Genomic DNA, 13,308 nt, shown 5'->3' on the forward strand with positions numbered 1-13,308 from the left:
GCTCGCGACGGCCCTGATCTCACTTGCGTCCGGCCAGCTTGTTCCACCAGCCACCGCGCTTAGGCCGGTCCGGATCCGGCGGCGTCAGCACGACCGCGACGGGCTCCTCGACGACCCGTGGAGCAGGCGCCGCTTCGACGACCGGTTCGGGGGCCGGAGCGGCAACGGCTTCAGGCGTTGCCGGCTCGGGAGCAGGCGCGACCTCAGCCGGGGCGGCGGCGACGCCATCTTCGCTGATCGGCACGACCTTCTTGCGCGAGCGGCTCCGCTTGGGCTTTTCCGCCGGCTCGGCGACGCTCTCCGCTGCGCTCTCCACTGCCTTGGCAGCTTCCTTCACAGCCTTCTTGGGGGCTTCGGCGGTTTCAGACTGTGCCTCTGTCTCTGCCTCCGCCTTCTTGGCACGGCCGCGGCGCGCCCGCTTCGGCTTGGCATCGGCCTCCGGCTCCGCAGCAGGGGCTTCGGTCACGGCCGGAGCTTCCTCCTCTGGGGTAGCCGCGACAGGAGCCGAAGCAGTGTTCTCGTCCTCGCCGGAGTCGTCTTCGTCGCTTTCGGCCTGGTCGTCGCCCTCGGCAGCGCCCTGCTGGTCCTGCCCGTCACGCTCGCCACCACGCCGGCGACGCCGGCGCCGACGCCGGCGGCGCCCGTCGCGACTCTCCTGGCTTTCGCCCTCGGCAGCGGCGCGCGGCTCAGCCGCGGTCTCACGTTCGGCCCCGCTTTCAATCTCTGCCTCGGCCTCAACCTCGACTTCGACGATGTCCTCGTCCTCGGGCTCGTCGATGATCGCTTCGGCGCGCATGCTGGAGACCGGCACGACGCGGTTCTCGTTGCCGACGAACTCGCCGCGCTCGACCTCGAAATAGCGGGTGCCGAGCAGGGCCGCGTCGGCCGAGACGGTGATCGTGATGTTGAAGCGCTCTTCCAGGTCGCGCAGATGGGCGCGCTTCTGGTTGAGGACATAGAGCGCGACCTCGGGCCGGGTGCGGACCTCGAGATTATGCGAGGCGCTCTTGATCAGCGCCTCTTCGAGGGCGCGCAGGATCTGCAGCGCGATGGAGGGCGTCGAGCGGACGAGGCCGGCGCCGGCGCAATGCGGGCACGGCACCGAGGAACTCTCCAGCACGCCGGTGCGGATGCGCTGGCGCGACATCTCGAGCAGGCCGAAGGCGGAGATGCGGCCGACCTGGATGCGGGCCCGGTCGTTCTTCAGGCACTCCTTCAGCTTCTTCTCGACCGCGCGGTTGTTGCGGTTCTCCTCCATGTCGATGAAATCGATCACGATGAGGCCGGCAAGGTCGCGCAGGCGCAGCTGGCGCGAGATTTCCTCGGCAGCTTCGAGATTGGTCTTGAGGGCGGTGTCCTCGATGTTGTGTTCGCGGGTCGAGCGCCCGGAGTTGATGTCGATCGCGACCAGCGCCTCGGTCTGGTTGATGACGATATAGCCGCCCGATTTCAGCGTCACCGTGTTCGAGAACATCGCGTCGAGCTGGCTCTCGACGCCGAAGGCGGCGAAGAGCGGGGTCTGCTCGCGATAGGGCTTCACGCTCTTGGCATGGCTCGGCATGAGCATGCGCATGAAGTCCTTGGCCTCGCGATAGGCGCTCTCGCCGGCGACGTGAACCTCGTCGATATCCTTGTTGTAGAGGTCGCGGATCGAGCGCTTGACGAGGTTGCCCTCCTCATAGACCAGCGCCGGAGCGACCGAACCGAGCGTCAATTCGCGAACGCTCTCCCACATCCGCATCAGATATTCGTAGTCGCGCCTGATCTCCGGCTTGGTGCGGGAGGCGCCGGCGGTGCGCAGGATGATGCCCATCCCCTCCGGCACCTCCAGCTCCTGGGCGATCTCCTTGAGGCGCTTGCGGTCCTCGGCATTAGTGATCTTGCGCGAGATGCCGCCGCCCTTGCCGGTGTTCGGCATCAGCACCGAATAGCGGCCGGCGAGCGAGAGGTAGGTGGTGAGGGCCGCGCCCTTGTTGCCGCGCTCCTCCTTGACGACCTGGACCAGGATGATCTGGCGGCGCTTGATCACCTCCTGGATCTTGTACTGGCGACGCAGATTGCGGGGGCGCTCGGGCATGTCGTCGAGGGCGTCGCCGCCGCCGAGCTGCTCCGGCTCTTCCTGGGCTTCGTCGCCGCTGTTCTCCTCGCCGTCCTCGTCGTCCTGCGACGGGCGCCGCGCTTCAGCCGCTTCGTCGCCATCCTCGGAGGCCGGCGCCTCGGCGGTGGTCTCGAAGGTCAGCGGCGCGGAATTCTCGGCCGCGTCCTCATTGGCGGATTCGGCGATCTCGGGCGCGAAGCTCTCGCCGAAGGCGGGGGCGCCTTCGTTGACCATGGCCGCTTCCTTGCCGTTGGTCTCGACCAGGTCCTCGGGCTGGGCGGCGCCGGCATCGACCTCGGCGCTGACGGTCTCGCCGCTCTCGGCGGCACGCTTGGGCCGGTTGTCGCGGTCGCGGCGGCCGCGGCGGCCACGGCGCTCGCGCTTCTCCTCGTCGCGCTCCTCTTCGCGCTCGGCGCGAGCTTCCTCGGCGAGCAGGGCCTGCCGGTCGGCGACCGGGATCTGGTAGTAGTCCGGATGAATCTCGGAGAAGGCGAGGAAGCCGTGGCGGTTGCCGCCATACTCGACGAAAGCGGCCTGGAGCGAAGGCTCCACCCGCGTCACTTTCGCCAGATAGATATTGCCGCGGAGCGGCTTGCGGCTGGCTGATTCGAAATCAAACTCTTCGATACGCGAGCCGCGAGACACCACGACCCGGGTCTCTTCCGGGTGGGTGGCGTCGATGAGCATCTTGTTGGCCATGGCACAATTCCATTGGCGCGGCGGCCTCGGCAATCCGCCGGGCCGCGGACATGCGTCCACGGCCGCGGGCAGGGGCACCGCGCGTTTGCCGGCTGAAGCCGGCCTGTTGCAGGGAGAGCAGTTCGGTCTGGGACGGACGACGGGAGCGGGCGGCGGAGCGGGCAATCAGCCCGTCGCCACCTGAGAGGTTTCGACGAAACACCGAAAAGGAGAACGGCGTCGTTTGCTCCGACATCTTACCTTTGACCTGCAGCGCGCCTCGAACGGGGCGCACCGCGTTGACACGCTCGCGGACAAGAAGACCGGCGCCGATTGCTGCCTGGCGCAAGCCCGTCCGCGGACGATTCCGTTGCTGGCTGCCTTCGCGCCGGCCTGGATCGGGATGATCCGGTCGTTCGGCCAGTTCGCAGGGCGTCAGCGGGCCAGGGACCCGGTTTGCGCGCTGCGGTAGCCTTCGCGATGCAACCGTCTCCATTACAGACAGGCGATGTATTTTTGCAAGCGCGTTAACGGTGGGTGATCGGGCAGGCGCGGTTTCCGCTGCCGGTCGGCCGTGGTAACGGGTTGTCAACGATTGGCGACGCTATGGTTAAGTCTTGTTAAGCGTCGAACCAGCGAATCGAGGAGCTTCCTCCTGCTTCACCGGCTTCGCCTCTCCGCAAAGGGCGTCCCGCACCGCATCGCCATGCCGGCCTTGCGGCTTCTCGCATGTGCGGCACTGCTTCTATCGTCGCTATCTCTCGCAGCTGCGAATTCGCCGGCGCGTCCTGCCGCCACCGACCTTCCGGTCGCCACCGACGCGCGGCTCGAGGTAAATGGCGAGAATGTCCGGCTGACCATGGCGCTGTCGCGGCCGGTGAGCGCGAGCGCCACGGTCATGGCAGGGCCCGATCGCGTCATCGTCGAGCTGCCCTCGATCAACTTCCAGGTCGACCCGAAACAGGGGCGCAAGTCCGCAGGCTTCGTCTCCGGCTTCCGCTACGGCCTGTTCATGGCCGACCGATCCCGCATCATCCTCGATCTCGCCCAGCCAGCCGCGGTAGCGAGCGTCTCGGTCAAGCCGGTGCGCGGCGGCTTCGGCGAGCTGGTCGTCGAGTTGAAGCGGACGAGTCGCGAGGAGTTTGCCGCGCTCGCCCGCGAAGCGACGGCGAAGACGCAGCTGCCGAGTATCCCTGTCGAGCGCAAGGCCGAGGGCGATTCGCGCCGGATCGTGGTGATCGATCCCGGACATGGCGGCATCGACCCCGGGACCCAGGTCGCGGCGATCGCCGAGAAGGCGGTCGTCCTCGCCTTCGGGCTGAAGCTGAAGGAACAGCTCGAGGCGCAGGGGCGCTACCGGGTGATCATGACCCGCTCGGATGACACCTTCATTTCGCTGAACGACCGTGTCCGTATCGCACGCGGCGTCGAGGCCAGCCTTTTCATCTCGATCCACGCCGATTCGCTGGCGCAGGCCCAGGACGTGCGCGGCGCCACCGTCTACACCGGCTCGGAGCGCGCCAGCGATGCCGAGGCGGCGCGGCTGGCGGCCAAGGAAAACCAGGCCGATGCCGTCGCGGGCCTCGACTCGAGCGAGGACGTGCATGATGTCGCGGGCATCCTGATGGATCTCGCCAAGCGCGAGACCCGCAGCTTCTCGACGATCTTCGCGCGAAACCTGGTCGAAAGGCTCGGTGGCTCGGTGAAGATGCACAAGGTGCCGTTGCGTTCGGCAGGTTTTCGCGTATTGACCGCGCCTGACGTGCCGTCGGTGCTGATCGAGCTCGGCTACATGTCGAGCCCGAAGGATGCCGAGCTCCTGAATTCCGAGGGCTGGCGCACGCAGGCTTCCGCGGCCGTCCAGCAGGCGATCGACCAGTATTTCGAGCGCCTGCAAAGCCCCGGCAAGGCCGCGCAAAGCAAGCCTTGACTGTTCGACGGTCGAAGATGGCGATTTGTGGTCGCAAAGCCACGGTTCCGCCATTTCTGCCGTGATATAGGAATGAGTTGAAAATCAGCCGGGCAGGTCGCGACGCCAAAGGGGGAGGGCGCCGACACTGCCGCTAGCCAGGGTCAAAATTCTCGATGCGGTTCATACTGCGCCTTTTCGGATGGGCGTTCGCCGTCGGTACGATCCTGTTCGTGATCGGCGTCGCGGGCGCGGCCGGCGTGATCTGGCACTACTCCAAGGACCTGCCCGATTCGGCGCAGCTGCGGAATTACGAGCCGCCGGTGATGAGCCGCGTCCATGCCGGTGACGGCAGCCTGATCGCCGAGTTCGCGCGCGAGCGGCGGCTCTATCTGCCGATCCAGGCGGTGCCGAAGCTGATCATCGACGCCTTCCTCTCGGCCGAGGACAAGAATTTCTACAAGCATTTCGGCGTCGATCCTGAGGGCCTGGCCCGCGCCGCGGTCTCGAACTTCCGCAATCGCGGCTCCGGCCGCCGGCCGCAGGGCGCCTCGACCATCACCCAGCAGGTGGCGAAGAACTTCCTGGTCGGCTCCGAGCAGAGCATCGAGCGCAAGATCCGCGAAGCGCTGATCGCGCTGCGAATCGAGTCGACCTATTCGAAGGACAAGATCCTCGAGCTCTACCTCAACGAGATCTATCTCGGCGCGCCGGCGCCGGGGCAGGGCAGCTACGGCGTCGCCGCCGCGGCGCTGAACTATTTCGGCAAGTCGGTGCATGAGCTCAACGCGCAGGAGGCGGCCTATCTCGCCGCGCTGCCGAAGGCGCCGACCGACCTGCACCCGTTCCGCAACCGCGAGCGCGCGATCGAGCGCCGCAACTACGTGCTCGACCGCATGGCCGAGAACGGTTTCCTCAAGCGGCCGGATGCCGATGCTGCGAAGAAGCAGCCGCTCGGCGTCAACCCGCGCACGGTTTCGCCGAACCAGATCGCCGCCGGCTATTTCGCCGAGGAAATCCGGCGCGAGCTGCAGGACCGCTATGGCGAGAAGAAGCTGCTCGAAGGCGGCCTCTCGGTGCGTGCCACGGTCGATCCCAAGATGCAGCTGATGGCGCGCAAGGCGCTGGTCGACGGTCTCGTGCGCTTCGACGAGGCGCGCGGCTGGCGCGGCGCGATCCAGAAGATCGACGCCGCGAGCCGCGAATGGGGCCTCGCCATCGCCGAGCTGCCGGTGCTCGGCGACGTCAAGCCCTGGCGCCTGGCCGTCGTGCTCGACGCCAGCGGCGACAGCGCTCGCCTCGGCCTGCAGCCTGTCCGCGAAGCCTCGGGCCAGCTCCGTCCGGAGCGCGAGACGGTGACGCTCGGGCCGGACGGCATCCGCTGGACGCGGCGTACCCGCGTTTCGCAGGCCGTCTCGCCGGGTGACGTCGTCTATGTCGAGCCGATCGACGGCAAGCCGGGCCAGGTTCGCCTGCGCCAGATGCCCGAGGTCAATGGCGCGATCACCGTGATGGACCCGTTCTCGGGCCGCGTGCTCGCCATGGTCGGCGGCTTCTCGCATGACCAGTCCGAGTTCAACCGCGCGACGCAGGCGCTGCGCCAGCCGGGCTCGTCCTTCAAGCCCTTCGTCTATGCGACCGCGCTCGACAACGGCTACACCCCGTCCAGCATCGTGCTCGACGCGCCGATCGAGGTCGACCAGGGCGGTGGTCTCGGTATGTGGACGCCGAGCAATTACGACGGCAAGTTCACCGGCCCGCGCACGCTGCGCTACGGCATCCAGTTCTCGAAGAACCTGATGACGGTGCGCCTCGCCAAGGATGTCGGCATGCCGCTGATCGCGGAGTATGCCCGCCGCTTCGGCATCTATGACGACATGCTGCCGGTGCTCTCGATGTCGCTCGGTGCCGGCGAAACCACGGTCATGCGGATGACTGCGGCCTATTCGATGCTGGCGAACGGCGGCAAGCGCATTCGTCCGACGCTGATCGACCGCATCCAGGACCGCTGGGGCGCGACGATCTTCAAGCACGACCAGCGCACCTGCGAAGGTTGCGAGGCCGAAAAGTGGAGCAACCAGCGTGAGCCGCGCCTGATCGACAATCGCGAGCAGGTCCTCGATCCGCTGACCGCCTACCAGATGGTCTCGATGCTCGAAGGCGTCGTCAATGCCGGCACCGCGACGGTGGTCAAGTCGGTCGGCAAGCCGCTCGCCGGCAAGACCGGCACGACCAACGACGCCAAGGACGTCTGGTTCGTCGGCTTCTCGCCGGACCTCGCCGTCGGCGTCTATATGGGCTTTGACAAGCCGAAGTCGCTCGGCAACTCGGCGACCGCCGGCCAGTACGCCGCGCCGATCTTCCGCGACTTCATGCAGGTCGCGCTGAAGGACAAGCCGGCGACGCCGTTCCGCGTGCCGCCCGGCATCAAGCTGATCCGCGTCGATCCCCGCACCGGCATGCGCGCCGGCGGCGAAGGCGGCATCCTCGAAGCCTTCAAGCCGGGCACGGCGCCGCCGGACAGCTATTCGGTGATCGGCGCTTCTGACGGCACCGGCGGGGCGATGAGCGTCGCGCCGGCGGGCGGGCGCTCGGTCGGCTCGGGCACCGGCGGTCTCTACTGAGCCGCCGGGCCGAGCGCGGTACAGTCGATCTCAAGATCGAAGGGCTTTGGCCAGGACGCGACCGGGACGAAGGTTCTGGCCGGTGGATCGACCGGGAAGAATTGCGCGTAAACCCGGTTGATCGTGTCGTAATGGCCGGCGTTCGCGGCGTAGACCCGGATCATCAGGACGTTTTCGGCACGCGATCCGGCCGCCGTCAGGCAATGCAGCAAAGCCTCCAGACAAGCCTTGGTCTGGGTGGCGATGTCGCCCTCGCGAAGCTTGCCGCTGTCGAGATCCAGCGGCGGCATTCCCGAGACGAAAACCAGACCGCCTCCGGCCGTCACCAGCGACAACGGCACGTTCATATCCCGGAGTGCCGCAGAGAGTACCGGTACTTCGACGATGCGCCGCGCGCTCACCGCTCCTCTCCCATTGCATGTCGCAACGCCGCCCGAGCGAGCAATCGAGTCGAATCGAGTGTCGGCAGCGCGGAATTATCGTCATCGATGATGAGCGGGATTTCGGTGCAGCCTAGAATGACGGCATCGCATCCCTGACTCTTGAAGTCGTCGATGACGCGCTGGAACGTCAGGACTGAATCCCGGCAGAATTTTCCGTAGACCAACTCGTCCATGATGATCCTGCTTGTCAGGTCGCGATCGGCGGCGGACGGCCTGCGCCACTCCAGGCCGATACGGTCGAGGGCCTCAGGGTAGACTTCGCTGTCGACCAGCCACGCCGTCCCGGTGAGGCCGAGGCGACGACAGCCGCGCCGCTGCGCTTCTGCGGCCACGACTTCGGCAATATGCAGCCATGGACGCGGTGAGCGCCCGGCCAACAGCGAAAATGCTTGATGGATCGTGTTGTCGGGGCAGATCAGAAAATCCGCACCGGCGGACGCAAGCTTATGCGCCGAGGCGAGCATAAGGTGGGCAACGCCGACCAAGTCGCCATGATCGAGGTACGCGACATACTCCGCGAGGGAGGGGGTGTGCAGCGATACTTCCGGGTGGGCATGCGGGCCAAGCAACGCTGCTCCCTCTGAGCAGATGGTGCGGTAGCACAGTGCCGCCCCCTCGGCCGAGCAGCCGACAATACCGATATGCAGCGTCATTCTCCGATCTCCAGACTGGCGCCGTCAAAGTGGTGCCTTATGTTGCATTATATCGAACAACAGTACAATATAATGCTATTGGTGGGATGCCGGTCAAGAGAATCGGCGGAGCCGCCGGTCAAGAGGGGGTGTCTCATGTCGATCGGAGCCGAGAAGGGGCCGCATCACGGCCCGGCAGAGGACGCAACCGGACCGAGCGCGCTTGTCGCACTCGCCGTACGTCGCGAGCGTGAGCGTCTGGGGCTGACGGCAAGCGATCTGGCGAAGCGCGCTGGCCTTTCGAAATCGACGCTGTCGCAGCTCGAGGCCGGCAACGGTAACCCGAGCATCGAGACTCTCTGGGGACTGGCTGGCGTCCTCGGCGTGCCGGTCAGCCGCTTGATCGAACCGCCGCGGCAGGGTGTGACCGTGGTGCGCGCCGGGCAGGGAGCGACGGTACGCGCAGAGCAATCGGATTATGCTGCGACGTTGCTCGCGACGTGCCCGCCCGCGGCGCGACGAGACATCTACAGGCTCGTCGTGCAGCCTGGTCAGCCGCATGAATCCCAGCCGCATCGGCCTGGCACGGTCGAGCACCTTCTGCTCTGTCAGGGGCGTGCCCTGGCCGGCCCGATCGGAAGCGCCGTCGAATTGTCCGCGGGCGATTTCATCAGCTACCCGGCCGACGTCCCGCATCTGTTCGCAGCTTGCGAGCCAGATACCAGCGCGATGCTCATCATTGAAACCATCTGAGGGCCAAGCGATGTTGACCGAAGAGCAATCCCATCAGGCCGCCGAGCTGCTTGTCGAAGCGGAGAGGACGCGCCAGCGCATGCCCCAGCTCAGCATGCTCCATCCCGAGATAACGCTCGACGAAGCCTATCGTATCCAATCGTCATATGTGCGCCAACGCCTCGATGGAGGCGCTCGCATCGTCGGACACAAGATCGGCCTGACGTCACGGGCCATGCAGATCGCTGCCGGGATCGCAGAGCCGGACTATGGTTGCATCCTCGATGACCGGCTGTTCCGCGATGGCAGCCAGATCTCCGCGGCGATGTTTCTGGCGCCCAAGATCGAGGTCGAACTCGCCTTCGTCATGGGCGAGGATCTGACCGGGCCGGGATGCGCGGTTCATGATGTGCTGCGTGCGACCGAGTTCGTCATGCCGGCGCTCGAGATCATAGATTTTCGCACGGAGCCGCCACTCGTCGTGACTGATACGATCGCCGACAATGCCGCATTCGGTGCACTCGTAACCGGCGGGAGGATCGTCCGGCCATATGAGGCCGACCTGCGCTGGATCGGTGCTACGCTGTCGCGCAATGGCGTGATCGAGGAATCGGGCGTGTCGGCGGCGATTATGGGACATCCCGCAGCTGGCATCGCCTGGCTCGCCAACAAGCTTGCAGCTCACGGCGTCACGCTCCGACGGGGCGAGATCGTGCTCTGCGGCTCCTTCACGCGCGCCGTCGACGTGGTGGCCGGCGATGTCTTCCACGCCGATTTCGGCCGACTCGGCGCAATCGGAGTTTCGTTCGTCTGAAGCTTGCTCCGCCGGTTACCGTCGACGATTGAGCATTTACAGCTGGCATCATCCCCCCTATCTCCAGCTGCCAACAGCGACCGAAAGCGGACAACGCGAACCAATCATGCGACCCGAAATCCAGACGCAACTCGACAACGCCAAGCAGTCGATCGGACTGCTGAGGAGGCATCTTTGACTGGGATGTCGCACAACGACGCCTGGCGGAGCTGAACGCGCTCTCCGAAGGCCCCGATTTCTGGAACGACGCGGAAGCCGCGCAGAAGCTGATGCGCGAGCGCACCCAGCTCGAGACGCAGATCGAGGGCATCACGCGGCTCGAGCGTGAGGTCGAGGATGCGCTGACCCTGATCGAGCTCGGCGAGATGGAAGACGACGCGGCCACCATCGCCGAGGGCGAAGCTGCGATCAGGACGGTCGAGGTCGAGGCTGGCCGGCTGCAGGTCGAATCGCTGCTCTCCGGCGAAGCCGACATGCTCGACACATATGTCGAAATCCACCCCGGCGCCGGTGGTACCGAGAGCCAGGACTGGGCCGAGATGCTGCTGCGCATGTATCGGCGCTGGGGCGAGCGGCGAAAGTTCAAGGTCGACATGCTGGAATACCAGGATGGCGACCAGGCCGGCATCAAATCGGCCACGCTGCAGTTCAAGGGCCATAACGCCTATGGCTGGCTGAAGACGGAGTCGGGCGTGCATCGGCTGGTGCGCATCTCGCCGTTCGACTCCAATGCGCGGCGACAGACGTCCTTTGCGTCGGTCTGGGTCTACCCGGTCGTCGATGACCGCATCGTCATCGACATCAAGGAATCGGACTGCCGCATCGACACCTACCGGGCCCAGGGTGCCGGCGGCCAGCACATCAACACCACCGATTCGGCGGTGCGCATCACCCATATCCCGACCGGTATCGTGGCGGCCTGCCAGCAGGAGCGTTCGCAGCACAAGAACCGGGCCAAGGCCTGGGACATGCTGCGCGCCCGCCTCTACGAGGCGGAGCTGAAGAAGCGCGAGGAGAAGGCCAATGCCGAGCAGGCCTCCAAGACCGATATCGGCTGGGGCCACCAGATCCGCTCCTATGTGCTGCAGCCCTATCAGCTGGTGAAGGACCTGCGCACGGGCGTGACCTCGACGGCGCCCTCCGATGTGCTCGACGGCGATCTCGACCCGTTCATGGAAGCGTCGCTGGCGCAGCGTGTCTACGGCACGAGCGTCGAAGTCGAAGACATCGACTGAGAGCGGGCTCGCTCCGACTGGCTTATCAAATCAAAACAACCGGTTGCAGGTCAATGCTGCAGCCGGTTGTCAGGGTTTGCGCTCGTCAGTCGCGGACGGTCAGAGCTGCCCGGCCAGCTTGTCGCCGGCACGCAGGAAACGATTCGGATCGGCAGGCTCGCCGTCGATGCGGGTCTCGTAGTGCAGATGAGGGCCCGTCGAGCGGCCGGTGGAGCCGACACGGCCGACTAGCGTGCCGGCCGTCACCATCTGCCCCTCGCTGACCAGGATCGCCGACATGTGGGCATAGCGGGTGCTAAGGCCGCCGGCATGCTCGATCTCGACCATATTGCCGTAGCCGCCGGAATACTCGGCCGTCACGACCTTGCCAGGGCCGGTCGCGCGCACCGGCGAGCCGTGCTCGGCACGCAGGTCCATGCCGGTGTGCAGGGCCGCGCCACGCGTGAAGGGATCGGCGCGATAGCCGTAATTGGAGCTCAGCTCGAGTTCTCCCGCGAGCGGCCGGCGCAGGGGCAGTTGCTCGACGAGGCCGCGCAGGCGGAAGACGGTCGCGATACGCGGCTGCAGCGAACTCAGGGTTGCCTCGAACGGCCCCGCTGACGGATCGAGATTGACCGGGACCAAGGGGCCACCGACGCCCTTCGGGGCCTGGACGGCGACAGCGAGCTTGTCGGTGTCCAGGCGGGTTTCGGCAAGGGCGCTGCGCAGCGTCTTCTGGGTATCGCCGAGATTCCTGTCGAGTTCGCGCAAGGCCGCGAGTTGCGTGACCGAGCTGCGCTCGATCGATTGGTCGAGCTGGGTCAAGGCCTCGGCGACGCGCTTGGCCGGCGCGACCGGCGCCTCGGTCTCGCCCGACTGCCAGGACGCCGGGCGGTCGTCGGCGCCGCGCAGCGGCAGGGTCTCCGGCGCCGGAGTCGGCTTGCCCGAGGCAAAGGGCGCGAAGCTGGTGACGCCGGAGGCGCGGACCGGTTCCTCGGGCTTGATCATGCGCTGGCGCAGCGGGTTCTTGGCCGCCTGCGACACACCGATCCCTGCCGATTGCAGGCTTTCGGCGACAGCGCTGACCAGAGATTGTCGCGATTCGAGCTCGGCCTGGCGCGCGGCGATCTCGCCGACGCGGGCCTCGACGCCATCCTGGTCAAGCAAGGCGCGGCTGGCGAGCCGGTCGACATCGGCGCGCAGGGCGGCGATCCGATCCTCATAGGCGTACTGGCGGGAGGTCTCGCGGCTGATCAACCGCGCGGCAAGGTCGTCCTTGCGCAGGATGTACCAGCTCGTCGCGCCGCTCCAGGCAGTGGTCAGCGCCAGGAGGCTGAGACCGAGCAGCGCGGTCGAGCGGCGAACGGTGAAGCTACGGCGGGCAAGAATGCCAGTCACTGCAAGCTCGTGGCCGGCGGCCTGAGCACGGGAATCCAAGGAGGTCATACGCAAAACCGGGAGTGACGCTGCGATAGGATGATTAGACCTCGTTAGGGTTAACCAATCGCAAATCGCAGCGGGTTTTGCGGATCTCCGAGAGCTGGCCTCAGAGCTCCCGGACGGCCGCGAGCACGGCCTCGGCATGGCCCTTGACCCGGACCTTGGCCCATACGCGGACGACCTTGCCGGCCTCGTCGATCAGGAAGGTGCTGCGCTCCACGCCCATATAGTGGCGGCCATACATCTGCTTCTCGACCCACAGGCCGTAGGCTTCGATCGGCTTGCGTTCCTCGTCGGAAACCAACGTCAGCTTCAGGTCGTATTTCTGCTTGAACTTGTCGTGGCTCTTCACCGAATCCGGCGAGATACCGATGACAGTCGTGCCGGCGGCGGCGAAATCGTCCAGCAGCGCGTTGAAGGACAGCGCCTCGTTGGTGCAGCTCGTCGTGTTGTCCTCCGGATAAGCATAGAGCACGACCTTGCCACCACGCAGGCTGGACAGCGTCAGCGAGCCGCCACCATCCGTCGGCAAGGTGAAGTCGGGAGCCTGGATGCCTTCGCTCAATGCCATCTTCGCCTTCCTTTGGTCGCGATCACATGTAACGGCCGGGCGAGCGGTACGCCGCAAGCCGGCTTAAATCACAAACCGGACCCGCTGGGAACGAATCAGCTAGCCTGTCGTTGCTGTACCGCTCCCGGGATCAGGCGCATCATGCGCATGGCT

At 66.2% G+C, this 13,308-nt stretch carries 10 protein-coding genes; 5 read left to right on the plus strand and 5 right to left on the minus strand.

The annotated features are described in order from the left end of the window. Positions 1–19: 19 nt before the first annotated feature. Positions 20–2,797, minus strand: a complete 2,778-nt coding sequence (locus tag BMZ21_RS00580; RefSeq protein ID WP_091828626.1) for an Rne/Rng family ribonuclease — start codon at positions 2,795–2,797, stop codon at positions 20–22. A gap of 685 nt (positions 2,798–3,482) precedes the next feature. Between BMZ21_RS00580 and BMZ21_RS00590 the strand changes: the two genes are divergently transcribed. Together BMZ21_RS00590 and BMZ21_RS00595 are read left to right on the plus strand one after the other, a co-directional pair. Continuing rightward, the gene (locus BMZ21_RS00590; RefSeq protein ID WP_091828629.1) at positions 3,483–4,706 is read left to right on the plus strand and encodes an N-acetylmuramoyl-L-alanine amidase; all 1,224 of its coding nucleotides are present in this window, start codon (positions 3,483–3,485) and stop codon (positions 4,704–4,706) included. A gap of 155 nt (positions 4,707–4,861) precedes the next feature. Further along, positions 4,862–7,309, plus strand: coding sequence for a penicillin-binding protein 1A (locus BMZ21_RS00595; protein ID WP_091828631.1), 2,448 nt, complete (start codon positions 4,862–4,864; stop codon positions 7,307–7,309). Here BMZ21_RS00595 and BMZ21_RS00600 read toward each other — a convergent pair. Both BMZ21_RS00600 and BMZ21_RS00605 read right to left on the minus strand, forming a co-directional pair. Further along, the gene (locus BMZ21_RS00600) at positions 7,303–7,710 is read right to left on the minus strand and encodes a RidA family protein (protein ID WP_342029013.1); all 408 of its coding nucleotides are present in this window, start codon (positions 7,708–7,710) and stop codon (positions 7,303–7,305) included. The two genes, BMZ21_RS00595 and BMZ21_RS00600, sit on opposite strands and share 7 nt — an antisense overlap. Continuing rightward, positions 7,707–8,405: an aspartate/glutamate racemase family protein gene (locus tag BMZ21_RS00605; RefSeq protein WP_091828634.1), complete on the minus strand. Its 699-nt coding sequence runs from the start codon at positions 8,403–8,405 to the stop codon at positions 7,707–7,709. The genes BMZ21_RS00600 and BMZ21_RS00605 overlap by 4 nt, the downstream gene beginning before the upstream one ends. 135 nt (positions 8,406–8,540) lie before the next feature. Between BMZ21_RS00605 and BMZ21_RS00610 the strand changes: the two genes are divergently transcribed. The 3 genes from BMZ21_RS00610 to prfB all read left to right on the plus strand — a co-directional run bounded on the left by BMZ21_RS00610 (position 8,541) and on the right by prfB (position 11,165). After that, the gene (locus BMZ21_RS00610; protein WP_091828636.1) at positions 8,541–9,137 is read left to right on the plus strand and encodes a helix-turn-helix domain-containing protein; all 597 of its coding nucleotides are present in this window, start codon (positions 8,541–8,543) and stop codon (positions 9,135–9,137) included. Between the two features lie 10 nt (positions 9,138–9,147). Next, positions 9,148–9,930, plus strand: coding sequence for a fumarylacetoacetate hydrolase family protein (locus BMZ21_RS00615; RefSeq protein ID WP_091828637.1), 783 nt, complete (start codon positions 9,148–9,150; stop codon positions 9,928–9,930). 106 nt (positions 9,931–10,036) lie between these two features. After that, a protein-coding gene (prfB, locus tag BMZ21_RS00625; RefSeq protein WP_100960621.1) for a peptide chain release factor 2 occupies positions 10,037–11,165 on the plus strand; the annotation gives its coding sequence in 2 pieces (ribosomal slippage) (positions 10,037–10,105 and positions 10,107–11,165; 1,128 coding nt in all). Positions 11,166–11,264: 99 nt separating this feature from the next. On the opposite strand, the gene BMZ21_RS30935 is transcribed toward prfB, so the two are convergent. Beyond that, positions 11,265–12,542 (minus strand): M23 family metallopeptidase, encoded by a 1,278-nt coding sequence (locus tag BMZ21_RS30935; RefSeq protein WP_091828640.1) that lies wholly within the window; start codon positions 12,540–12,542, stop codon positions 11,265–11,267. Between the two features lie 148 nt (positions 12,543–12,690). Continuing rightward, positions 12,691–13,155, minus strand: a complete 465-nt coding sequence (locus BMZ21_RS00635) for a peroxiredoxin (protein WP_091828646.1) — start codon at positions 13,153–13,155, stop codon at positions 12,691–12,693. Between the last annotated feature and the right edge of the window lie 153 nt (positions 13,156–13,308).

The sequence above is a fragment of the Allobosea lupini genome (assembly GCF_900109525.1).
Taxonomy (GTDB): Bacteria; Pseudomonadota; Alphaproteobacteria; order Rhizobiales; family Beijerinckiaceae; genus Allobosea; species Allobosea lupini.